We start from the raw sequence: 23,504 nt of genomic DNA, 5'->3' as shown, positions 1-23,504 counted from the left end.
TAGCAACCATTATTCAGGAGAAATCTTCTTCTAATCTATTTGGTGGGTCGTGGATGCCAGAATAATTTTCTACCCCGAAGTATTGAGGGGATACTTTGATATCGCTGATACCTGTGCAATTTGTGAAACATTCTTACTGAAAAGGTCGCAATAGCAAGCTAACAATATTTGGTGGTGTTTCTGGCATAGGTGATGCTGTCTTTGTCTGAATTAAAGTATTTGGGCTAAGTCCTACTATTAGGTGGAGCAAGAAGGTGATGATGGCGGCTTGTACAAGTTTTTTCAGCATGGCACGTCTCTCTCTGTGTGGATAGCATTTCAAGTAAGACTGGTTATTCTAAATACACCTTGTACTACCGATTTACCGAATCTAACAAAAATAACTTAATAATTGCTGAGGAAAATCCTAAGAAAATGTTTAAGATTTTACTGGATGTTTAACGTAATTCCCTAAGCAGGTCGGATTTCGGTTATCGGTTTAATTACCACATCACCAAAGTAGTCCAGCAAAAGCCGAGATATGAGGTTGGCAATAATTGGAGTTTTTTGATTTGTTTTTTCCTAAATGGGGATATTCTCTTAGACACCTTTTGCGGCTAAAAAGTGCCCTTAGGGGTTAAATCTATTAGATAAGCACCTTTTGCCCTCTTTTTGGGTAAAGAAAAACCAGCAAGGTTTAATTTATCTGCCTGGGAACACTAGAGATAAACCCCAGTTTCGTGCCGTCACCGATAAAATGTATTTAAAGTAGCCACAAACACGCTTCCATGATTCCTATCGTTATTGAACAATCGGGTCGAGGTGAACGCGCCTTTGACATCTACTCACGGCTGTTGCGTGAGCGCATCATCTTTTTGGGACAACAAGTTGACAACAACATTGCTAACTTGATTGTTGCTCAACTGCTGTATTTGGATGCTGAAGACCCGGAGAAAGACATTTATATGTATATCAATTCTCCCGGTGGTTCGGTGACGGCTGGCATGGGCATTTTTGACACTATGAAACACATTCGCCCTGATGTCTGTACAATTTGTACCGGATTGGCGGCGAGTATGGGCGCTTTCCTCCTCAGCGGTGGTGCTAAGGGTAAGCGAATGAGTTTACCCCATTCTCGGATTATGATTCATCAACCTCTAGGTGGCGCTCAAGGACAGGCGACTGATATTGAAATTCAGGCGCGGGAAATTTTGTACCACAAGCAGCGGCTAAACAACTATTTAGCCGAACATACAGGTCAACCAATTGAGCGGATTGCTGAAGATACCGAACGTGACTTCTTCATGTCACCAGAGGAAGCGAGGGAATATGGCTTGATTGACCAAGTTATTGACCGTCACGCCGCCGGTAGCCGTCCAGCAGTTGCTGTTCTTAATTAATAGTCACGATTGGCAAATGGTGATTTACCACTTTTAATTCCCTTAAACCCCAAAAATAACCTCTCTTCAGTTATGAAGAGGGGTTATTTGACTTCAAAACTCGATTTAGAAGTTCAAAACTTGATTTAGAAGTTCAAAACTTGATTTAGAAGTTCAAAACTCGATTTAGAAGTACAAAACTCGATTTAGAAGTTCAAAACTTGATTTAGAAGTTCAAAACTTGATTTAGAAGTTCAAAACTCGATTTAGAAGTTCAAAACTTGATTTACGAGTTGGAAATCAAAATCCTACTATTGGGTCTGACTGGGGTGCGTCCCAGTTTTTATTTTTTAATGAGAAAATAATTTTCATTGCGTTCGCGTAGCGTCTCGTAGAGAGAAGGAACGACGTTCGCGCAGCATGTCGCAGACAAGCAATTGCATGGACTCGCTCTCTCGTTGGAGGATTTTGTGATTACTTCTTGTGGTTAAAGCGCTTTGCAGAAACTGGAGATTTCCAGGCTAGACCGAATCAGTCGCCTGGTCATAGCCACAAAATCAGTGACTGGAAAAAATTTCGAGACTTTGTGAAAGTCTATGGGGATAAGACTCAAGCCCAGATGGCACAATTATGGGAAGGCGAGATTAGTGCGCGTACCATCTCCCGTGGGTTAGAGAAAATCGGTTTTACGGGGAAAAAGACCTATTGTTACGCTCCCTTATAGATTTGTAGTTACTTGTGTTTGGGAAAAAACGCTTCCTTAATTGCCTGGGTGATTTGCTCTAGGTCGCTTTCATCCATAGGCAGTGGCGTCACTCCTTCCTCAGGTTCAAAAGAAATTTCTTGCCATTCACTGACGGGAATCTTTTGTTTCTCCAAGGTCTGTAGCTCAGAGAGTGTAGCCAAGACCATCCAAACCGAAAAGTCTGTGATCCGCAGTAACACCTCAGTCTCATTGACTAACTCATAGCTCCATAGTTGCAAAGGATGATAGCAGCCATCTTCCTCAAATTTTCCGCGTTCTCGGATGAGCGCTCTTGCTGCTGGCGTTAAAGTGCCTTCAACAACTATACAGCCCGCCATTCCTGACCAAGGTTGTACAGACACTCCCTCAAGCGCTAAAAAATCTGGTCTGCTGCCACTTAACTCCTCTCCTCCTGGAAAGTACGCCCGAAACCTGTCAGCCTTTTTCAGGTAGAAGTCGAGGATGCTCTGCTGAATCTGTGGTGTGTGTTTAACTAGAAAACTTGAACGAGACATAGGTAGTGCTAAATAAGTAATGATGTAGTATAGCAGAAGTGTTGAAAGCGCCTTATTCCCCAGACCTAAACAAAATTGATAAATGCTGGTCGTGGTTGAAAAGTCGAATTCGCAAACAACTTCAGCAGTTTGATTCTCTTCAAAAAACGATGGAATATGTCTCAATACGGTTCAAATAAGTTTTTTTTTTCCCCCTGCTTCCCCTGCATCCCCTATGCTCCCCCTGTCTGCCTCAACAGATAAATTTCCTTAACCCAAGCGTATTGGAATATGCCTCACGTTTAGCGTACTAACTCATCTGGCTATTGCTATACTTCAAAAAAATTCACAGGTTCCATAACTTCGTCATTGTTTCAATAGCCTACGTCTTTTGTCATTCACCTTTAGCAATTAAAAGGACAAATGACAAAGCGCAAAGTTCTGAGCGGAGGAAACCTGCGCTCAAAACTTTATAAGAGAGGACAAATGACTAATGATTAATCAAAATCCCGCTAATGGGTCTGGCTGAGATTGCAGGTATTTGAGAAATCCGTGTAATTCTTCTTCAGTCAGCAAAGTACGCCCACGCTTACCGTAGGTTTCAATTAGATGCTCGCGTCCCTGTTCTGGTGTCCAGCCTAAACGCTGAAGTTCGACATCTGTTTTAGCAATTACATCCGATAAATCCACGGGTTCAGCTTTCTTCTTTCTCTTTCCTGTCACTGACGGGGTGGCGACATCCTCTTGATGGCTATAACTCCGAGGTGTAAATGGTGTGACATTATTGGCAGAAATTGCTGGAAAGGTCTGATTTTCCACCTGGTTATCAAAAGTTATTTCCAAATTTTCAACTGGAGGATCAAATTCTAGCTCCCGGTTGGCAGTCACAGGAAAGTTTTGACCTAAATCCTGGCTATAGGTATCGTTTAATAGGGGCGCAGCATCGCTGTAGCCGTACTGTTCGTTACTGCTTGTTACTACTTCTGGTTTGATGTTGCGGACTCTAGAAGGCGGGATAGATATTTCTTTGTCGTTGACCACTGACCACTGACTACTAACAAAATCCTCATCTTTTGCAGAGGAATAGGCAGCCTCATTCAATCCACCTTTGGTGTTCAAAGAAGGGTTTAGCTGGGCTGGGGAAATTGGATTTGAGGTAAATGCCACTGATTCGGGTGGCGCATTTGTAATACCCAAAACTGTCAGCGCCCTCGTTCTGGCTTGGTCTTCTGCTGCTTCTACTGTTTCTGCCCCTGCCATACCCGTAGCACGGGTTACGCCTTCAATTTGCACGCTTGCCCGGACAATATATTTTCCTTGAAAAATTTGCACTAATTCAGAAATAAGACTGCCCTTGGGATACAAGCTCTGGAATTGAGCCAACATAATACTGCTACCAATCTAAATCTTTTTAATAACGGGGTCGATACTGCCTGTATGCTCAAGCGATGTAAACTGCCCTTACTTTAATTTACATCCACTCGATACTCAGGATGCCTATCAATAATATCGCGTGCGAGTAGCATTGAAAGCAAAATGTCCGCTAACCACTGATTGCTGTGATCACAATAAAATTTTTACCTTCATCAATGCCTCATTCTGAGTGAAAATTCCGGCTTTGACCGATCAAGGTGATATTTTTGCTTTGTTCCGTGTCCTAATTGTAGCAGTAGCTCTTTTTTGACGAAATTTTTGACTAGTGCTAACTTACCTGGGTAGTCTTGCCTACAATGTTATACTGATAATCCAACTCGATATCTAGAACTATTTTCTGGAAGTGCGCTCTAAATCTACAATAATGAAGATAAGGTTCGCCCTCACTGCTAATTAAGCTGATTACCTAATTGTTACCGATTCTACATGTGGGAAAATTGGGTTCATCGGCAGTTCCTCCTAGTTCAAATCAGAGTCTAATGGCGTAAAATTACCTTCACTCTAGACAATCAAACACCTGTAGTTTCCACGCCACTTGACGGCAGTTGCTCCACTTGGGGAGACCCCAAGACCGCACTGCCTCCTCCACTTGGAAAGACCCCTCTGAGCGCAGTGGTTCCCCTGCATAGCGCTTTTGGGCAGTATGGATTCTCTAAACCCAGCTTCTCAAAAACCCGTCGCGTAATTACTTAGCGGGGCTAAATCTTAATCAGGTGTGCAATCTTAAGTTTGGTTAGGTGAAGAGACTTGAACGCAGGCGAACTCTGAGAGCATTGTGCAGTGAGAAGTTCGTAAACACCCAGAGTTGTCCGTTGGTAGGCTTCCTTTGCTCGTAACTGCGGGAGTAGTTTCTTGCAAGGCTGGGTTGGGCTTCCTTTCCTTAAAACTTAGGAAGCTTTGCCTCAGGGCAATTCGTTTCCAGCTTGTTTCTGTAAGCCGTGAGGGTATACAGAAAAGAACCAGATTAAACAAAAAATGATGTTTTGACCAAAGGTCGGTTCACTGCATGGAATTTTCAATCGCTACACTCCTTGCCAATTTCACCGATGATAAATTGGTAGCTCGTAAGGTTTTAGAAAAGAAACTTGGCTGTGAAGATGAAAAAAGCTTACAAAAACTTCACATTGCTTTAGATGTTCTCGAAAAAATCGGTATTTTAGTAAAAGAACGGGGTAAGTATCGCCGTGTCTCAGAAGAGGGAATAATCGAGGCAAAACTTCGTTGTTCTAGTAAAGGCTTTTGCTTTGCTATTCAAGATGTGGAAGGATCTGAGGATATTTACATCCGCGAAAGTCATCTGAGTAATGCTTGGAATGGCGATCGCGTTTTGGTAAGAGTTCTCAAAGAAGGCAGTCGCCGTCGCTCTCCTGAAGGGGAGGTGAAGCTGATTCTAGAACGTTCTAACCACACATTACTGGCACGAATTAAGCAGGTGGAAAGCGGTTTCCGGGCTGTGCCCTTAGATGATCGATTGCTGTTTGAACTCAAGATCCAACCTAACGAGGCAAAGTTGTCAGAAGCGATCGATCACCTTGTGCATGTGGAAGTCTTGCGTTACCCGTTGGCACAATATCCCCCACTAGGTCGAGTGGTGCAAATCCTCGGCAGCGATGCCGAAGCTGCTGCTGATATAGATTTGGTAACATGCAAACACGACCTTTCCCGCACGTTCCCGGATAATGTGCTAGATGCAGCCGCCAAGTTGCCCAAAAAGCTGCTCAAAGCAGACCTGAAAAATCGGCTGGATTTGCGTAATTTGTTTACTCTCACCATTGAAGGGCTAAATGGCGACACCAAAGTTATAGAAAACGCTTTTAGTTTAGAAAAAAACCTAGCCGGAAACTGGCTTTTGGGCGTTCATATCACCGATGTTTGTCACTATGTCCAACCTGACGAAGCCCTAGATAGAGAAGCACTAAAACGGGGCAAATCAGTGTATCTAGGAGAATTAGTGCTGCCAATTTTGCCACCAGCTGTGGCTGAACGCTGTTCTTTAGTACCTGGGAGCGATCGCTTAACCATCTCTTTTTTAATTACAATTGATCCCCAATCAGGACAAGTGTTGGAGTGGGAAATTCAACCCAGTGTAATCAATGTAGAAACAGCACTGAGTACTGAACTTGCCCAGGCAATTCTTACAGGTGAAGCTGAAGATCAATCTCCACAGGTTTCGCAAATCCTGCAAGACCTCCAAGCCTTGCAAACAGCGGTGAAACAGATAAGGTTGACTCGTGGCAGCCTCCAGTTGAATCTGCCACCCAGCCAAAACGCCTACTATGATGAGGGGATTCTCGGCGCAGTGGTGGTGAATGATTTACCAGTGCGATCGCTACTCACCGAGTTGGTACTGTTAGTTAATCAACTGGTTGCAACTCACTTAAATGCCCTTGGTGTTCCGGCTATCTGGCGAGTCCAAGGCACACCCGATGTCGAAGATGTCCAGGAAATGCTGAAATTGGCAGTCAATTTAGGTGTTGACCTAACGCTAGATCCAGAAGTCGATATCCAACCCTTAGATTATCAACATTTGACCACAGCTTTTGCTGAATCTCCCTCTGAGCAAGTTCTTACTTACTTGTTGCAAGATACCCTCAAGCCATCTGCATACAGCACCACCAAAGGATCTCACTTTGGTCTGGCACTACCGCAATATATCCACTTTAGTGCCCCTTTGCGGCGTTACCCAGATTTGCTCATGCAGAGAGTGTATTACACGCTACTCGAAAACGGACGCGATCGCCGCAATACCCGTGTTAGAGAACGTGTAAACCTCCGCCACTCCGTAAGCCATGAGGAAATTAACTGGAACGTTTTACCCCCAGAATTGCAACAAGAACTGCAAAGCGATTTAACTAGGGTAATTGTCCAAATCAACGACCGAGAAAAAGAAGTCCAAGAAGCTGAAGCCGATTTAGCCGGACTGCAAAAAGCCCAACTGATGAAGCAGCGAATCGGTCAGGTATTTCAAGGCGTAATTACTGGTGTTCAATCCTACGGTTTCTTTGTGGAAATTGAAGTCGCAGCAGCCGAGGTAGAATCCAGCAGTAATCCTGGTGTGCCTTTGAGGGTAGAAGGATTAGTACACGTCAGTTCTCTCAAAGATGATTGGTATGAATATCGCGCCAGACAACAGGCACTGTTTGGTCGCAAAAATCGCGCTTCATATAGATTAGGCGATCGCGTCGCCGTGCAAGTTAAAAGTGTCGATTACTACCGTCAGCAAATTGATTTGGTAACAGTCGGCAGCGATGGTGTAGCCAAAGGTTTAACTGGCAATGGTTCCAATGACGATCTTTCAGACCTTTACTTACCAAATGACATTGAGCCTGATGACCTAGACTCTTACTCTGAAGATGAGTAAAATCAACTAAATTTTACGTGTCAAACAACACCACCCCTCTAATTTTAGGCGTATCGGGCGCATCTGGTCTGATTTACGCTGTTCGCACGATCAAATTTTTGCTAGAAGCGGATTACAGCATTGAATTGGTTGCCTCTAAATCTACTTACATAGTTTGGCAGTCAGAACAGGAAATTCGGATGCCACCAGAACCAACCGCGCAAGAACAATTCTGGCGAGAGCAAGCTGGAGTTTCACTTTCGGGTAAACTCCGCTGCCATCCTTGGGGTGATGTTGGAGCCGGGATTGCCAGTGGTTCCTTTGCCACTCTGGGGATGATAATTATTCCATGCAGCATGAGCACAGTGGCAAAGCTAGCGGTTGGCTTGAGTTCCGATTTACTAGAACGGGCAGCGGATGTCCAACTCAAAGAAGGGCGAAAGCTGGTCATTGTCCCTCGGGAAACGCCTTTTAGCCTTATCCACCTGCGTAATTTAACCTCTCTAGCAGAAGTTGGAGTGAGAATTGTCCCCGCTATTCCCGCTTGGTATCATAATCCCCAAACCATCGAGGATTTAGTTGATTTTGTAGTTGCCCGCGCTTTAGATCAACTAGATATTGACTGCATCCCAATTCAGCGGTGGCAAGGTCGTCGCTAACGCCCTCATCGGAAATTTCATAATAGTCCTAAAAGGGCAATCGAATTAAGCGCGGTTTATATAAAACTTCCATTGGCAGGATAATTAACGCCGATACCGATGGAAGTATAAATATAGCTCGCATAATACCTAAAGCTGATGAAGGAATAGTGGGATTGCTATTTATCCCAGTAGTTTTAGCAATTTGGTCTAAGATTACAAACGTAGTTGTCTAGTGTTGGCAATATGAGGGTAACTTTTTAGAGATTTTTTTGTCCGAGCGGTAATGATAGAGATGGATCATAGTGTCAGTAATCAGTGAACAGTAATTAGTGAAGAATATAGGACTTAGGCAATAACTCTCTGAAACTCTTGTTCCTTAGGTCTTTTGCGTCCTTTGCGGTTCGTTTTTTGATGATTTTGTATAAGTCCTAGAATAATCAGAATGATAACTGACAACTGATAACTGACAACTAACCACTGACAACTGACAAAATTGCTATGGCTGTAATTCGCTTAATTCTATTGGTGGCGGTACTGGGAGTACTAACGCTGTTGTTAGTCCAAAATTGGTCACCTCCCCTATCGCTAGTATTTTTGGGCGTGCGAACTCAACCATTACCACTAGCGATATGGATTTTGTTCAGTACTGCCACTGGTGCTTTTACATCTATATTGATTGCTACCTTGTTTAAATTATCCAATTATTTTGTGGGAGGACAACGCCAAACTCCAGACCGCCGAAGCGCAACTTCGCCTCGTGTTAAGGCAACCCAAAGAGAAGAACCGACATCTCGCCCTGTCAGTCCTCCACCACCAGCTAGTAAAAAAGAACAGCCTACTAATGATGTATTTGATGATTGGGAAACAAATGGCACTAGAGATGATGATTGGAACTTTGATGAAAAGTCAGAGGAAGCGCCTACCCCTAATCCTCAAGCTCAACAGCCTAGAGACTCGAAAACTTCCGAACGTCAATCAGAAGCCAAAAGCACTTCTCAGTCTGGTTCAGCTTACTCCTACAGCTACCGTGAGCCAAAAAATACGGCTGCGGGAAAAACTGAATCAATTTACGATGCTGATTACCGGGTAATTATCCCCCCTTATCAGCCGCCGACTACCAATCAAGCCGATGATGATTGGGAATTTTTTGATGATGATGATTTTGAGGATGATGATAAGCGCTCCCGTCGATGAAATAGTAGCAAGCTACGTCTCTACTTGATGCCACACCGCTCTCTTGACTCCTGCTTGACCTTACCAATCATGGCAGCTTCCTGCAAAGTCATAAAAGCATTAAAATCTTCCAAGTCATATCGGGTAGTCAACAGTTGTCGGAGTTGATTTTCAGCTTCTACTGTCAAATAGCCACTTGCTAAAGCTTTCTGTACAACGTCACGAATTCGAGTCATAGTTGACACCTTATTCATACTATATTTATTCATTCAGGCTTATTGGGGTGAAATATGCAGTAGTCTTTGTACCAAAACTTCAACTTCTTTGCAAAGCTTTTTTAGACGATCGCGGTAAATAAGTCATCATTTACACCTTAATCAGGAACATTTAATTGAGTATGGCTTGTTATAACTGAACTTTTAGAATAAAAACCTGTGCTATTAATAACACAGTATTGAATACACTTAATAATTACACACCAGAGTCAAAGTCTCGATTATTTAGATAGACAGGAATTGTTTGAATAAAGTTTCAAACAAGCTATATTATTTTTTTCGTTAAGTATAGCGCTCGCTATGCAGCAATTACCAAGTTACTTCAGGAAAGCTACTACATTCCTGAGAAATTAATCGTTTATTATTTATGGTAATTTCACAGAAGAATCGTTAATCTATTACAGAAGTTACTTTAAATACATTAATAACGGTAATGACGGCAGTTTATCCATCTTAAATAGAAGATGAATTTGTAGAATTTAAAAACAATTGGAAATTAGAAAAGTTATACGTAAATTTGGTATTTACAAAGGAAAAAGCCTTGACACTCGTTGAAAATAAATTTACCAGAGGTTTACTTTGTGGTTGTAGACCTGCGGAAATTGCTAATGGAGTTTATCAAAATGGTAGTAGTAATAATGATCAGCTTATTAGCGATCGCTTTTCTATTCTTATACATAATTGTGTTGGCGCAGCCCAACCCAGACATCGCTTGAATACGTAGGTATGAGTCGTTGAGTTTATAATTGGAAACTGTGACTCAGCACGGGCTAAACGCCCCGCTACCGCTAACAGAACTCATAATTGGAGCGAAGCAACTAGTGAGCAGCTTATTACAAGGAGTCAACCTGTACTTAATTGGGATCATGGGCGTTGGTAAGACGACAATAGGGCGCTTACTGGCAAAGGAACTGGGTTATGGGTTTGTAGATACCGATAATGTCATTGCCCAAGCAACAGGTAAATCCATCAATCAGTTATTTGCACAAGTTGGTGAAGCAGGGTTTCGCCAGGTAGAAAGCGACGTGCTTTCACAAGTTTGTGCTTTTACAAAGTTGACTATAGCAACTGGTGGGGGCATTGTACTGCGGCGAGAAAATTGGGGCTACTTGCACCACGGTTTGATAGTGTGGCTAGATGCGCCTGTGGAGCTAATTTACAGCCGTTTAGCTGAGGATAGCACAAGACCACTGCTGCAAGATATTGATCCCAAAGGGAAATTGCGATCGCTCCTCGAACAACGAACAACACTTTACTCTCAAGCCGATTTGCACATCACCGAGCGAGAGGGAGATACACCTGAAGACGTTACCAAGCGAGTACTTGAGGCAATTCCTAGCGTTCTCAAAACACAAGTTTCTCATTAGGAAGACTCAAGTTACCAAATTTTGACCATGCGTAGGATAAACCCTGGTAATTCAGGATTACCACTAACTGCTTCGGGATTTTCCAAAATTTCAAGTTCCCGATTAGTCCGGTAAATGTAGACTTTTCGATTCTGCCGACCAATTAACCAGCTTAATGATGCACCGTTATCTATGTACTCCTGCATTTTGTCTTGTAATTTTATTAAGTGATCGCTCAAGGAGCGTAACTTAATCACAAAGCTGGGACAAATTGGTGCAAATGAGGCTTTTTGTGCATCTGTTAAGGCGTTCTGGCGCTCCAGTTCAATCCAAGAAGCATCAGGGGAACGCATCGCTCCATTGGGTAGTGTAAAACCTGCACTGGAGTCAAAGCCTATCCCAGTGCCATCTTGTTCAGTCCAATACCCAAGCTGTGCAGCAATGTTAAAGTTACGGTTGCCCGTATCTGAAAAAGCTGGTGGCATAATGATAACTTCCCCATTGGCAGTCCGCTCGATTCGCAAATCTCCATTGGCTTGGCAGAATTCGTAAAACTGCTCATTTGTCATCTGCACAAGGAAGGGGAAATTCACCGTTAGGGGTGTGCTTTCAGTTTGAATTAGCAGCGTGGTCATTTTCATTCCCTAGCTTCAGCCGAATGACTTTAATTCTAAAAGCTTGAAGGAGCGATCGCCCTGATTTTCCTGCACCGTAAAATAATTTACCAATAGCAACACTGGGAATAAAAATTTCTTCTGCATTTCCCAACTGATTATTTACTGCTATATCATTTGCAAATAAAGCAATTTAGTGTCAAGCAGGTATCTACCACTCATCTATATCTACCTGTTCGCAATCTTGTTCAATTGCTTCGCGCATCAACTGAATATCATTTGCGATATTGTTCCTGCAAAATCTAATAATTCTCTACCTGGAACACCATGAATTCGCGAACCTACTAAAGTTCTGGCAAACTTCTAGTACTCGATGTTGCAAGTCTTCAGGCATAACTTTTAATTCTTCAATTAGCCGATCGAGAATCGATGTATCTATATTTATCCTGATAATTTTCGATTTTGGTTGCTAGTCCTTATTTTAGAGATTTTCACATTTCTGACACAGATAATAAGTAAAGATTTTCCTTAACAGCAGAACAGTCTTTTTCATCCAGCAGAATCGCATTACCGCGATGTCTCTTGACTTGCCTCTGCGCGTCTGGACATCCAAACAAGATAATTTGTGAGTGATACCTATACAAAAAGCCTATTTTTGCTCTTGGCAGCTATGAGATATTGTTACAGGTTACAAATTCTTCTACACTGACTGAAATACGTTTTAACTCTCTCTGTTAGGCTCCTCATGACGGTCAACGATTCTGAATACATCAGGCAAGCTGAAGCCACTCGTGTGCGTGTATTAAGCGAAGCACTACCTTATATTCAACAATTCGCAGGTCGCACTGTTGTTGTCAAATATGGTGGCGCAGCCATGAAAGACAGCACACTCAAACACAAAGTTATGCGCGACATTGTATTCTTATCCTGCGTGGGCTTGCGTCCAATTGTAGTCCACGGCGGTGGCCCAGAAATTAACAGTTGGTTAGATAAGCTGGGAATCGAACCACAATTTAAGAATGGTCTGCGAGTCACTGATGACGCCACAATGGATGTGGTGGAAATGGTTTTAGTTGGTCGAGTTAACAAAGAAATTGTCGCGCTAATTAACCAAGCTGGTGGACTGGCTGTAGGACTTTGTGGTAAAGACGGTAATCTATTTACAGCCCGTCCCCAAGGTCAAGAAGGCATCGGTTTTGTGGGGGAAGTCAGCAATGTGAATATCAATATTTTGGACACCCTCGCTAGCAATGGTTATATTCCGGTAGTGTCCAGTGTCGCCGCAGACGAGACAGGGCAAGCTTATAACATTAACGCCGATACTGTAGCTGGAGAAATCGCTGCTGCACTAGGAGCAGAAAAGTTAATTTTACTGACTGACACCAGTGGAATTTTAAAAGATTACAAAAACCAATCTACTTTGATTCCAAAAGTAGATATTCGTGAAGCCCGGGAGTTGATTGTCAATGGTATAGTCAGCGGTGGGATGATTCCTAAAGTCAATTGCTGTGTGCGATCGCTTGCTCAAGGAGTCCGTGCAGCACATATCATCGATGGTCGCATTCCCCACGCCCTATTACTAGAAATCTTTACTGATGTTGGGATTGGGACGATGATTCTCGGTTCGCAGTTTACATAGTAGAAGAAAATGAGGCAGGGAAGAATGATTTGTAACTGTAATTTTGTGTAAATTAAGATTCGTTTTTTGCTTGCGGGCGAGTCTTTAATACTCGTGGACGAGTCTTTTTTACTCGTGAGCGAGTCTTTGATACTCGTGGGCGAGTCTTTGATACTCGTGGGCGAGTCTTTGATACTCGTGGGCGAGTCTTTGATACTCGTGGGCGAGTCTTTAATACTCACCTCCCCTACTCCCCCTGCTCCCCCTGCTTCCCCTGCCTCCCCTGCTCCTCCACTTCCTAGCGGGGATACGGTAATAATAACCCGCGATCGCCCACTGCTAAATGGTGTACGAGCCATGAATTATTTATAATCACCGGATTAACTACAGTTGAGTCTCGAATTGTCAGATTAATCAGGGTGAGATTATCTCACGTTTTGCCTTGCTACCTAGTTAAAATTTTAGAAGTTTATCTACTTTCAGATTGCCAGCTTTTGAAAAGATTCCAAAAAGATTGCTGGCATTGGCAAAATTAAAACAGTGCTGATTTTTTATAGAAGACGTGAGTGCAGAAAGTTTAGAAATTGCTAAAACCCGCTACCAGACAGGGAAAGTTGCCTTTGAAAATGGGCAATACCGTGAAGCCGTAGAAAATTTAGAAAAGGCTAGCGCCCTGTTAACTGGTAATTCTCGCCTTGGGGGCGAAGTAGAAATTCATCTAGTGACAGCTTATGAAGCGGCTGGACGCACGGATGATGCGATCGCTCTTTGCGAAAGACTCAAACGCCATCCCTTTTTTGAAATCAGCAAACAAGCGCGACAGATGCTTTACATCTTAAAAGCACCAAAGCTGAAAAGACCGAGTGAATGGATGACCCAAATCCCCGATTTGGGCACATTACCCGATAATGAACTCAAGATTTCTATTACTGCTAAACCTACTAAATCTTCTGTGCAGCAGAAGCCTAAACCTACGAAGCCAGAATTTGTTGACCTCAGTCAGGTCAATACCAGAGATAATCGCTTTATCTGGGTGGCGCTAATTGCCATTGGTTTAACCATCTCGTACTTGGTTTGGTTGAGTTTTTCCGGAACCCCTGGCTGATACCAATTTTGGATTTTGGATTTTGGATTAAAATTCTTTACAAAAATGGTGTTCCACGAATCTCAAACAATACGAACAAGTCAAGATTGGTTAAAAACTTTGACTTTTGGGGAGATTTATAGTTATGAATTCTTCAATTTTCGGAAAGATTTTCTTGTGGTTAATCAGACCATTTAGCTTTGTGTTGGCAAAGATGAAATTTCTCTTACCACTAAATGGTCGAAATCGAATCAACCGCGTTTTTCCCATCCGAAATCCTATTCTGTGGCTAGTGCTGTTAACATCCCTGCTACTGTCTGGCTGTGTGAAGTACGATGTGGGGCTTAACTTTGACAACTCAAATAGTGGCGAACTAGTACAGCATATTAAGTTGGGAGAACGGCTAACTAGTTTTAGTGGCGATTATGTATATGAATGGTTGAATACTATAGAGCGCCGCGCCCGTAAACTTGAGGGTAAAGCACAACGAATTTCCACTGAAGAAATCATCGTCACAATTCCTTTTAGTAGTGGTAGGGAATTGCAAGAGAAATTCAACGAATTTTTTAACTCCCGTGTTAATCAATCATCTGAGTCTGTACAGAGCAAATCTGACTCAGAACTGCCGAAAATTGAATCAAACGTCCTCTTGGAGGAGAACAATTTTTTACTTTTAGTCCGAAATCGGTTGATTTATGATTTGGATTTGCGATCGCTTTCTCTAATTGCCAGTAAAGGTAACGTCCTGGCTAATGCTGGTTCAATTCTCGACTTAGAATTTAGTTTGAAGACTCCTTGGGGAGCCAAAAATATTCAACTAACTGAAACTGTGATCGCGCCTGAAAAGAATGGCAATCAACTAGTGTGGAAACTCCAGCCTGGTGAGCTAAATCACATAGAAGCTGTTTTCTGGCTTCCCAGCCCCCTTGGTATTGGTGCGTTGTTAATTACCCTGTTTGTCTGGGGAGGATTGTACTTGAGATACAATTTCATGCCAGATCCCAGAATTCAGTTTCCTGCTAAAGCAGCAGCGGTTCAGGAACAGTAGACTATTCATCTGTTCAATATTGTCAGCGAAGCCGATGGAGAATGCATCGGCTTTTTTACATTTCCCCAGCTTTTTGTAAAGTGGACTTCGTGATTTGCGTAATCTGGCGCGGAAGTACACAAGACAATAGTCTTGAAAAAGCTGGTATTCAAAAACTTTCTCTGTTTGACATGGAAGAACTTTCGGTGTGGATGGAACGTTCCCTTTGAATATTGCTATGTTCTGGTTGTTCGCTGCCATACCAGCGTTCAGCAAGTGCATTGAGTTGATGAAGGACATCAATTAATTCTTGACCACGTTCTGTAAGACCGTAAGTTACTTGGGGTGGCACAGTTGGTTCATAGTGGCGATAGATAATTTCTGCTGCCTCAAGCATTCTCAGTCTTTCAGTCAAAACTTTGGTAGAGATGCCCTCGACTAGATGCTTCAACGCACCAAAGCGAGTAGGTCCACGATTACATAACACCCACAGTATATACATTGTCCAGGCCCCTGATAGTAAGGACATCAGAATACTTACTGGGCAAGCATCAGGATTTTTAGAGACAGACATTGATAAGTTAGCCAAAATTATCCAACAGTTACTTTATAGTAACTACTTTACTTTAGTAACTAGTTACTTTTAGTATCTAATGTTATGCTTTGAAATTTAGACTCAAAAAGTCAAAGCAGTAAATCCTAGCTAATCAGGAGATATTTCGTGGTAAACATTCTACATATTGATTCCAGTCCTCGTGCTGAACGATCGCACTCAAGAGAACTATCTAAGGAATTCGTCAGTGGTTGGAGGGCGGCGCATCCTGAAGATGCGATCGCTTATCGAGATTTAGGGCATTACCCAGTTCCTCACGTTGATGAACCTTGGATTGCAGCTGCATTTTCACCACCAGAAACCCATACTCCAGAATTAACTGAGGCAATTAGGATTTCTGACGAGTTAGTAAATGAATTTTTAGCTGCCGATCGCTACGTCTTTGGAGTGCCTATGTATAACTTTAATATACCTTCCACTTTCAAGGCTTACATTGACCAAATCGTTCGGATTAACCGGACTGTTGCTTTAAATGATCAAGGTTTTAGAGGATTAGTCGAGGGTAAAAAGGCAGTTATCATTACAGCTAGCGGTGGTGACTATAGTGCAACATCCCCTGCTGCTGCCTATAACTTCCAAGAACCATACCTGCGGGCGATTTTCGGGTTTATTGGGCTTACAGACATTCAATTTATTAACGCTAGTAAGATGAACAATGGTGATGATGCCCGTACCCAATCTGTATCAGAAGCACGGGCAGCAATTCAAGATTTGATCACCCAGTGGTAAGCAGGATAACTGGGAAAGGAAGCAGGGGAAGCAGGGGAAGTATAATTCTTTATTGTCTCCCTCATCCCCTCATCCCCTCAAGGTGACAACCGCTCAATTTTCCAAGTGCCATTATCTAAACGGCTATAGAGTAAGCGATCGTGCAGACGGCTAGGGCGGCCTTGCCAAAACTCAATTTCTGTGGGGATCACTCGTAAGCCTCCCCAATGAGGCGGTCGGGGAATCTCCTGATTTTCATATTTGCTCTTAAACTCCTGCAAGCGTCGCTCCAGAACTTCTCGGCTTTCTATCGCCTCGCTTTGATTAGATACCCACGCACCCAGGCGACTGTTGGCAGGGCGACTGTCAAAATACTGGTCAGACTCAATTTCGGAAACTTTCTCCACATACCCCGAAATTCGGACTTGACGTTCCAGTTCTACCCACCAAAAGACTAAAGCCGCCTGGGGATTTTCTGCCAGTTCTTGTCCTTTGTGACTGTTGTAGTTGGTGAATAAGACAAAACCTCGTTCATCAAAATCCTTGAGCAGCACCATTCTAGCCGAGGGCTTACCGTCTGGGGTGGCGGTAGCAATGGTCATCGCATTGGGTTCAGGAAGTTGTCCTGCTAGAGCCTGATCGAACCATTTTTTAAATTGGATAAAAGGATTGAGGTCTACTTCGAGTTCGCTTAAACCTTCCAAGGTGTAATCCTTGCGAAGGTCGGCTACGGTTTTGTCCATTGTGATTTGTTTCCTTGCGATCAGTCTTTGTCAAAAATATCTATGATGATGATGATCAGTGCCATCAAGAATTTTATAAATTCTCTCAAAAAATATATAAAATAGGTTCCATAAGATGCGCCGTTCGGCCTCCCTTCAACGCCTGTTAATTTATGGTCTAAGCGGTCCAATTATCGCTCTCAATGTCTGGCTACTGTCGGTGCTTTTTCGCTATTTCCAGCATCCGATTACCGTCTTGAGCATTGCGGCGATTCTGGCTTTTCTACTAAATTACCCAGTTAAGTTCTTTGAACGAGCTCGGATCACGCGCACTCAGGCGGTGAGCATAGTTTTACTTGCAACGTTAACCCTATTTGGGATTCTGGGTGTCACCCTAGTGCCGTTGGTGATTAACCAAACAATCCAGCTATTAAATAACATCCCTGATTGGTTAGGTGCCAGTCAAGCAAATTTGGAGCAGTTTGAGATGCTGGCAAAACAACGACGTTTGCCAATTGATCTGGGGGTTGTGACCAGTCAAATCAATGCCAACATTCAAAATGTGGTGCAACAGCTAGCTTCTGGGGCAGTGGGGTTTGCTGGAACACTCCTCTCAGGATTACTTGACTTAGTGTTAGTCATTGTGCTTGCATTTTATATGCTTTTATATGGTGATCGCGTCTGGTATGGTCTGATCAATCTTTTGCCCTCTAATATTGCAGATCCCCTTAACACATCTTTGCGCCTAAATTTCCAGAACTTCTTCCTCAGCCAGTTGTTGCTAGGACTGTTCATGGTGCTAACCCTGACGCCAATTTTCTTAGTGATAAAGGTGCCCTTTGCCCTGTTGTTTGCCATATTAATTGGTATCTCAGAACTCATTCCCTTTATCGGGGCGTCTCTAGGCATTGGTCTGGTAACAATTTTAGTACTACTGCAAAATTGGTGGTTAGCAGTTCAAGTTGCCATAGCGGCAATTATCATGCAGCAGTTTAAAGATAACTTGTTAGCTCCCAGGTTACTCGGCAATTTTATCGGACTGAATCCTATCTGGATTTTTGTGGCTATTTTGATGGGATTTGAGATTGCTGGGTTATTGGGGACGCTTGTTGCTGTTCCCATTGCTGGTACTATTAAAGGCACTTTCGATGCGATTAGGAGTGGCAAGTCGGGTGACTTTCTCTCAACTGTGATCATTGCTCGTGACTCGCCCCACGATTAAGATGGCAGGGGGGCAGATTTTAAATTTTGGATGAGAGGATTTGTGTCACCCACAAGGGATAAAAGCGCATAGCAGGACGTTAGTCTGGTATGAACCAAAAGATTTTTTAATCTAACATCTAAAATATTAAAATCTAAAATCTAAAATTGGTATGGTCAAAAGTTGCACATTCTGATCTCACAATTCACAATGGTGAGGGACTTGCAAATTTCAGGGGATACTGCCAGCAGGCAATTCCTGAATAAAAGAAGCGCAAGGGAATTCATAAAGTACACGCTTTGCCAATAGTCAATGAGTTTACTGTTGAATTTACGGTCTTTTGATTCTCATTAATTAACTTAGAATCTGTTGATGGAAGCTTCTGAGCTATTAGAAACAATCACACTCCTGATTTACCAAGCTGAACAGGGAGAAATTGACCCTTGGGATGTCCAAGTGATTGAGGTGATTGACCGTTACTTGGAACTGATGGCACCGGAGGCAATAGGAAGAGGTTATGAAGCGGACTTGTCTCAATCTGGACAGGCCTTTTTGTCAGCATCAATGCTGGTATTATTCAAAGCTAATACGTTGATGCAATTGTCAACAGTAGGAGATATTGAAAACGGTGTATTAGATGATGCCTTGCTGGAAGATGAAGACGGAATATCACATCCAGGTCATCGTCTACCATTAGAACGGCAATTGCGTCGTCGTCCAGCGGCAATGCCGCCACCAAAACGTCGAGTGACTCTGCAAGAGTTAATCGAGCAATTGCAGATTATGGCGAACCAGCTAAAACTAGTAGAAAAAGTCAGCAAACCTATCCGTCTGAGACGTCAGCCTAGCGTCCAAAGTATGCGGGAGGCGCTGGAGTTAGCTCACCAGGAAAATCTGACGGAAGTAGCTAGAGAACTGGAGCAGGTATTGAATTTATCGGCAAGGGAGCTAAATTTAGAACAAAATTGGTTGAATCTAGAACAACTTGTAGAGTTGTGGACTCACACAAAGCTTCTCAATCAAAATGGGTCTGGACATGAGTCTAAACACAGTCATTTAGTTAGCGTTTTCTGGGCGCTACTACTACTCTCGGCTCAATCGAAAGTAGAGCTATTTCAAGAGGAGTTTTACCATGAGATTAAAATTCGCTTACTTGCAGATTCAGCTAACTCCTGCAAACCTTTTGAGCACCCGATGAACTAAGAAAGCCAAAAGTAGCCCTACAGATAATGTACAGATTTTTGATTCAGCCCCAAAATCCGAGTAAATTGAAAAGATAAGCGATCGCTTGTTATCTAAGTATACTTATGGTTGCAATAACCACTAATTCCTGTTATCCCTGTTTTGAGGGATAACTTAGAGCAAAAATAAAAACTGATGATTAAGTATCACTCGATGAAAGTAAACTGGCTTGTGGTTGAGGAATAAATTTTTATGAAAGCGATGATTCTCGCGGCTGGCAAGGGGACTCGCGTGCGTCCGATTACCTATACAATTCCCAAACCGATGATTCCTATCCTGCAAAAGCCAGTAATGGAGTTTTTGCTGGAACTGTTACGCCGACATGGATTTGACCAGATTATGGTCAACGTTAGTCATTTGGCTGAGGAAATAGAAAACTATTTTCGTGATGGTCAACGGTTTGGAGTGCAGATTGCCTATTCCTTTGAAGGGAAAATTGATGACGAGGGGAAACTGGAGGGAGAAGCAATTGGTTCAGCTGGAGGGATGCGCCGCATCCAAGACTTCTCACCCTTTTTTGATGATACCTTTGTGGTTTTGTGCGGTGATGCTTTGATTGACTTGGATTTAAGTGCGGCGGTTAAATGGCATAAAGCTAGAGGGGCGATCGCTACTATTATTACGAAATCTGTCCCCAAGGAAGAAGTTTCTAGCTACGGTGTGGTTGTAACTGACGAAGAGGGTCGTGTCAAAGCTTTCCAAGAAAAACCTTCAACTGAAGAAGCTCTCAGCACCAACATTAACACAGGTATTTACATCTTTGAACCAGAGGTTTTTAACTATATCCCCTCTGGTGTTGAATATGACATTGGTAGTCAATTGTTTCCCAAATTGGTAGAAATCAAAGCTCCCTTCTACGCCATCCCTATGGACTTTGAATGGGTAGATATTGGTAAAGTACCAGATTATTGGCGGGCGATTCGCGGTGTACTGCTGGGTGAAATCAAAAATGTGCAAATCCCTGGTCATGAAGTCGCCCCTGGCATCTATACTGGCTTAAATGTTGCGGTAAATTGGGACAAAGTGGATATCACAGGCCCAGTTTACATTGGTGGCATGACCAGAATAGAAGACGGAGCTAAAATTGTCGGCCCAGCGATGATTGGCCCCAATTGTTGGATATGTAGTGGTGCAACAGTGGAAAACAGCGTGATTTTTGAATGGTCCCGCCTGGGCCCTGGAGTCCGCTTAGTCGATAAGCTGGTGTTTGGACGTTATTGCGTAGATAAAACTGGCGCTGCGATCGATGTTCAAGCGGCTGCTTTAGACTGGCTGATTACCGATGCCCGTCAGACGGTGCCATCACATACCCCTGTAGAACGACAAGCGATAGAGGAATTGTTGGGGACAAACGCAAATTAAGGAATGGGGAATGGGGCATGAAACTGGGGAACAGTTTTCCAATGCCCAATGACGGCAGTTGACGCCAGTCCGCTCAAGTCGGGATACCCTTTCGGCAGTTCTTCCTGGGGGAAACCCCCATCGCCCTTGGCGTCTCCCCTTGGGAGAAGACCGGACTGCCTCACCACACGGCTGGCTCCTCCACTTGGGGAAACCCCTACAGCCCTACGGGCATCCTACGGCAGGCGCTAGCCTCTCCCTTTGGGAGAAGACCGCACTGCCTCCCCAATGCCCAATCCTCAATCTAACTATTTAAGTACGTATATCTTCTGAGACTCTGCTCGTAGGTTTGCAGCAGTCGTTGAGATTCAGCTAGGGTAATGCGCTTTTCTTCTAATGCTTGCTCGCAACGCTGACGAATGTTTTCCACCATATCTTCGGAGTCATACTGGACGTAGCTCACCACTTCACTCATGGTGTCACCTTTGACGACGTGTTCAATCTGGTAGCCTTTGGGCGTTAATTGAATGTGAACGGCGTTAGTATCGCCAAATAGGTTGTGCAAATTGCCCATGATTTCTTGGTAAGCTCCATTCAAGAACATCCCCAAATAATAAGGTTCTCCGGGCTTGTAGGTGTGTAATTCTAAAACCGATTTGACATCGCGCAGGTCAATAAAACGGTCGATTTTACCATCACTGTCGCAGGTGAGGTCTGCTAAAATTCCTCGCCGCGTTGGTTCTTCATCCAAGCGGTGGATTGGCATGATCGGAAATAGCTGATCGATCGCCCAGCAATCTGGTGCCGATTGAAACACTGACATGTTGACGTAGTAGATGGAAGCCATAATTTTCTCTAGATCTTCCAGTTCATCGGGTACGTATTCTTGCTGTCTAGTGATGTTGAGAATTTTTTGACAACAAGCCCAGTAGAGGCGTTCGGCCTTGGCTCGTTCTCTGAGGCGTAAAATTCCTAAGTTGAAGCGGCTGATGGCTTCTTCTTTGAATTGTGCAGCGTCGTGGTACAACTCTTGGTAATTCTCTTGGTTGATGGATTGGAAGCTTTCCCAAAGATAATTAATAATTGGGGATTCTCCCTCTTGTGGAGGTTCTGGGGCGTCGAGGGGGACATCACTAGTACTGAGAACATCAAAAATTAGCACCGACTGATGGGAAGCGATCGCTCGTCCACTTTCACTAATCAGTGTTGGTACGGAAATTTGTCGTTCAGCACATGTATCTTTTAACTCTGCCACAATGTCGTTGGCATAGTTCTGCATGTTGTAATTTTTCGATGCATAGAAGTTGGTTTGGGAGCCATCATAATCTACACCCAAGCCGCCACCAACATCAAGGTATTTCATATCTGCCCCCAGCATCGCCAATTCCACATAAATGCGGCTGGCTTCTTGGATGGCATCTTTAATCACATTAATGGCAGATATTTGTGAGCCGATGTGGAAGTGCATCAACTGCAAAGAATCGAGCAGGTTAGCTTCGCGTAACTTGTCAACAGCCTCGATTACCTCAGGCATAGTCAAACCAAATTTAGCGCGATCGCCACTAGAGGCTCCCCAACGTCCCATGCCTTGGGTACTGAGTTTAGCACGAACCCCCAAAATCGGTTTAATACCTAACTGGCGATTGGCATCGATCACCAAATCAACCTCTTCAATCTGTTCTAAGACAATGATTGGTGTTTGCCCTAGTCTTTGGGCTAACATTGCCGTTTCGATGTATTCTCGGTCTTTGTAGCCGTTGCAAACTAACAATGCTCCTGGTGTATCCAAGACAGCTAGAGCAATCATTAATTCTGGCTTGGAACCGGCTTCTAAACCAAATTGATGAGGCTTGCCAAATTTCACTAAATCTTCAATCAAATGCCGCTCTTGGTTGCACTTGACGGGAAACACGCCCCGGTAGACGCCAGGGTAATTATAGCGGGCGATCGCTTTGGCAAAACAAGCGTTCAACCGCTCAATCCGGTCTTCCAAAATATCGGAAAAGCGAATCAACATCGGAAGTCCCAAGTTGCGCTGCTTCATGGCGTTGACCAATTCAAACAAGTCAAGAGATCCCCCGTGATCGCCCTTGGGTGCAACAGTAACGTGTCCAGCAGCGTTAATCGAAAAATAAGGTTGTCCCCAACCTTCAATCCGGTATAAGGCTTCGCTATCCTCAATTTTCCAGGAGTGAGGTAAATCTCCTGTGGTAGTAATAGGTGGTAATAGCTTTTTCTGTTTATGATTTTTCACTTCAGATTTATGTCCATTGGCCGGTACTTGTACCACCTCGTCAGATGTAGCAGTTGGCTCAACACCCATTTCTTCCTAACCTCAGTTTTTCTACCCACGAGTTAACAATTTAGCGCATTCATCTAGGAAGGGATATGCACCCAAAGATAAATTCTGAGATAAACTCTGATTGGTCAGCCCCTTTGGGGAAGTCAAAAGGAGCCAGTGCGTTGGGCGGCTCTGCCGACTTGAAGCAACTGGCGTTCAAAAGTCAAAAATCAAGAGTCATTGGTCA

General features: G+C 43.4%; 23 protein-coding genes and 3 pseudogenes. 17 read left to right on the top strand and 9 right to left on the bottom strand.

Annotated features, from left to right (window positions below):
• Positions 1–133 precede the first annotated feature (133 nt).
• Complete coding sequence (locus V7K21_RS27495; protein ID WP_335178828.1) at positions 134–289, bottom strand: hypothetical protein; 156 nt, start codon at positions 287–289, stop codon at positions 134–136.
• 478 nt (positions 290–767) lie between these two features.
• Between V7K21_RS27495 and clpP the strand changes: the two genes are divergently transcribed.
• Positions 768–1,379, top strand: a complete 612-nt coding sequence (clpP, locus tag V7K21_RS27490) for an ATP-dependent Clp endopeptidase proteolytic subunit ClpP (protein WP_273768852.1) — start codon at positions 768–770, stop codon at positions 1,377–1,379.
• Between the two features lie 463 nt (positions 1,380–1,842).
• A pseudogene (locus V7K21_RS27485) lies at positions 1,843–2,070 on the top strand (IS630 family transposase); the annotation flags it as partial.
• Positions 2,071–2,090: 20 nt separating this feature from the next.
• On the opposite strand, the gene V7K21_RS27480 reads toward V7K21_RS27485, so the two are convergent.
• On the bottom strand, positions 2,091–2,618 hold the full coding sequence (locus V7K21_RS27480; RefSeq protein ID WP_335178827.1) for a hypothetical protein: 528 nt from the start codon (positions 2,616–2,618) through the stop codon (positions 2,091–2,093).
• A 50-nt stretch (positions 2,619–2,668) separates the two neighbouring features.
• Here V7K21_RS27480 and V7K21_RS27475 point away from each other — a divergent pair.
• Positions 2,669–2,797: pseudogene (locus tag V7K21_RS27475) on the top strand (transposase); the annotation flags it as partial.
• 301 nt (positions 2,798–3,098) lie between these two features.
• Here the strand turns inward: V7K21_RS27475 and V7K21_RS27470 are convergent.
• A complete protein-coding gene (locus V7K21_RS27470) occupies positions 3,099–3,983 on the bottom strand; it encodes a hypothetical protein (RefSeq protein WP_335178825.1) in 885 nt (294 codons plus the stop codon).
• 1,054 nt (positions 3,984–5,037) lie between these two features.
• Between V7K21_RS27470 and V7K21_RS27465 the strand changes: the two genes are divergently transcribed.
• The 3 genes from V7K21_RS27465 (at position 5,038) to V7K21_RS27455 (ending at position 9,206) form a co-directional block, all read left to right on the top strand.
• Positions 5,038–7,392 (top strand): ribonuclease R family protein, encoded by a 2,355-nt coding sequence (locus V7K21_RS27465; RefSeq protein ID WP_335178823.1) that lies wholly within the window; start codon positions 5,038–5,040, stop codon positions 7,390–7,392.
• Positions 7,393–7,409: 17 nt separating this feature from the next.
• Positions 7,410–8,030, top strand: coding sequence for a flavin prenyltransferase UbiX (locus tag V7K21_RS27460; protein WP_335178821.1), 621 nt, complete (start codon positions 7,410–7,412; stop codon positions 8,028–8,030).
• Positions 8,031–8,510: 480 nt separating this feature from the next.
• Positions 8,511–9,206 carry a LapA family protein gene (locus V7K21_RS27455; protein WP_335178819.1) on the top strand — a complete coding sequence of 232 codons (696 nt, stop codon included), beginning with the start codon at positions 8,511–8,513 and terminating at the stop codon, positions 9,204–9,206.
• 20 nt (positions 9,207–9,226) lie between these two features.
• On the opposite strand, the gene V7K21_RS27450 is transcribed toward V7K21_RS27455, so the two are convergent.
• Positions 9,227–9,421 carry a hypothetical protein gene (locus V7K21_RS27450; protein WP_335178817.1) on the bottom strand — a complete coding sequence of 65 codons (195 nt, stop codon included), beginning with the start codon at positions 9,419–9,421 and terminating at the stop codon, positions 9,227–9,229.
• Between the two features lie 496 nt (positions 9,422–9,917).
• Here V7K21_RS27450 and V7K21_RS30910 point away from each other — a divergent pair.
• Positions 9,918–10,097, top strand: a pseudogene (locus V7K21_RS30910) (NB-ARC domain-containing protein); the annotation flags it as partial.
• Positions 10,098–10,281: 184 nt separating this feature from the next.
• Positions 10,282–10,827 (top strand): shikimate kinase, encoded by a 546-nt coding sequence (locus tag V7K21_RS27440; protein WP_335178837.1) that lies wholly within the window; start codon positions 10,282–10,284, stop codon positions 10,825–10,827.
• 11 nt (positions 10,828–10,838) lie between these two features.
• Here the strand turns inward: V7K21_RS27440 and V7K21_RS27435 are convergent, their stop codons facing one another.
• Together V7K21_RS27435 and V7K21_RS27430 are read right to left on the bottom strand one after the other, a co-directional pair.
• Positions 10,839–11,441, bottom strand: coding sequence for a Uma2 family endonuclease (locus tag V7K21_RS27435; RefSeq protein WP_335178813.1), 603 nt, complete (start codon positions 11,439–11,441; stop codon positions 10,839–10,841).
• On the bottom strand, positions 11,416–11,574 hold the full coding sequence (locus V7K21_RS27430; protein ID WP_335178811.1) for a hypothetical protein: 159 nt from the start codon (positions 11,572–11,574) through the stop codon (positions 11,416–11,418). The genes V7K21_RS27435 and V7K21_RS27430 overlap by 26 nt, the downstream gene beginning before the upstream one ends.
• A 591-nt stretch (positions 11,575–12,165) precedes the next feature.
• Between V7K21_RS27430 and argB the strand changes: the two genes are divergently transcribed.
• From argB to V7K21_RS27410, 4 genes are all read left to right on the top strand, one after another.
• Positions 12,166–13,059, top strand: coding sequence for an acetylglutamate kinase (argB, locus tag V7K21_RS27425; RefSeq protein WP_335178809.1), 894 nt, complete (start codon positions 12,166–12,168; stop codon positions 13,057–13,059).
• 66 nt (positions 13,060–13,125) lie between these two features.
• Positions 13,126–13,410: a hypothetical protein gene (locus tag V7K21_RS27420; RefSeq protein ID WP_335178807.1), complete on the top strand. Its 285-nt coding sequence runs from the start codon at positions 13,126–13,128 to the stop codon at positions 13,408–13,410.
• A 190-nt stretch (positions 13,411–13,600) separates the two neighbouring features.
• Positions 13,601–14,143 carry a tetratricopeptide repeat protein gene (locus V7K21_RS27415; RefSeq protein ID WP_335178805.1) on the top strand — a complete coding sequence of 181 codons (543 nt, stop codon included), beginning with the start codon at positions 13,601–13,603 and terminating at the stop codon, positions 14,141–14,143.
• Positions 14,144–14,267: 124 nt separating this feature from the next.
• Entirely contained in the window at positions 14,268–15,170 is a 903-nt protein-coding gene (locus V7K21_RS27410) for a DUF3153 domain-containing protein (protein ID WP_335178803.1), read from the top strand.
• Positions 15,171–15,318: 148 nt separating this feature from the next.
• On the opposite strand, the gene V7K21_RS27405 is transcribed toward V7K21_RS27410, so the two are convergent.
• Entirely contained in the window at positions 15,319–15,723 is a 405-nt protein-coding gene (locus tag V7K21_RS27405; RefSeq protein WP_335178801.1) for a winged helix-turn-helix transcriptional regulator, read from the bottom strand.
• Between the two features lie 147 nt (positions 15,724–15,870).
• Between V7K21_RS27405 and V7K21_RS27400 the strand changes: the two genes are divergently transcribed.
• Complete coding sequence (locus V7K21_RS27400; protein ID WP_335178799.1) at positions 15,871–16,491, top strand: FMN-dependent NADH-azoreductase; 621 nt, start codon at positions 15,871–15,873, stop codon at positions 16,489–16,491.
• Between the two features lie 77 nt (positions 16,492–16,568).
• On the opposite strand, the gene pdxH is transcribed toward V7K21_RS27400, so the two are convergent.
• Complete coding sequence (gene pdxH / locus V7K21_RS27395; protein ID WP_335178797.1) at positions 16,569–17,213, bottom strand: pyridoxamine 5'-phosphate oxidase; 645 nt, start codon at positions 17,211–17,213, stop codon at positions 16,569–16,571.
• A 115-nt stretch (positions 17,214–17,328) separates the two neighbouring features.
• Between pdxH and V7K21_RS27390 the strand changes: the two genes are divergently transcribed.
• From V7K21_RS27390 to V7K21_RS27375, 4 genes are all read left to right on the top strand, one after another.
• Positions 17,329–18,414: an AI-2E family transporter gene (locus V7K21_RS27390; RefSeq protein WP_335178795.1), complete on the top strand. Its 1,086-nt coding sequence runs from the start codon at positions 17,329–17,331 to the stop codon at positions 18,412–18,414.
• Positions 18,415–18,765: 351 nt separating this feature from the next.
• Positions 18,766–19,596: a ScpA family protein gene (locus V7K21_RS27385; protein ID WP_335178793.1), complete on the top strand. Its 831-nt coding sequence runs from the start codon at positions 18,766–18,768 to the stop codon at positions 19,594–19,596.
• Positions 19,597–19,827: 231 nt separating this feature from the next.
• Positions 19,828–20,997: an NDP-sugar synthase gene (locus tag V7K21_RS27380; protein WP_334793270.1), complete on the top strand. Its 1,170-nt coding sequence runs from the start codon at positions 19,828–19,830 to the stop codon at positions 20,995–20,997.
• Between the two features lie 58 nt (positions 20,998–21,055).
• The gene (locus V7K21_RS27375) at positions 21,056–21,292 is read left to right on the top strand and encodes a hypothetical protein (RefSeq protein ID WP_335178791.1); all 237 of its coding nucleotides are present in this window, start codon (positions 21,056–21,058) and stop codon (positions 21,290–21,292) included.
• Here the strand turns inward: V7K21_RS27375 and speA are convergent.
• Positions 21,281–23,299, bottom strand: a complete 2,019-nt coding sequence (gene speA / locus V7K21_RS27370; RefSeq protein WP_335178789.1) for a biosynthetic arginine decarboxylase — start codon at positions 23,297–23,299, stop codon at positions 21,281–21,283. The two genes, V7K21_RS27375 and speA, sit on opposite strands and share 12 nt — an antisense overlap.
• Between the last annotated feature and the right edge of the window lie 205 nt (positions 23,300–23,504).

The organism is Nostoc sp. (genome assembly GCF_036919595.1).
Taxonomy (GTDB): domain Bacteria; phylum Cyanobacteriota; class Cyanobacteriia; order Cyanobacteriales; family Nostocaceae; genus Nostoc.
This window is presented reverse-complemented; position numbering and strand designations above follow the sequence as displayed.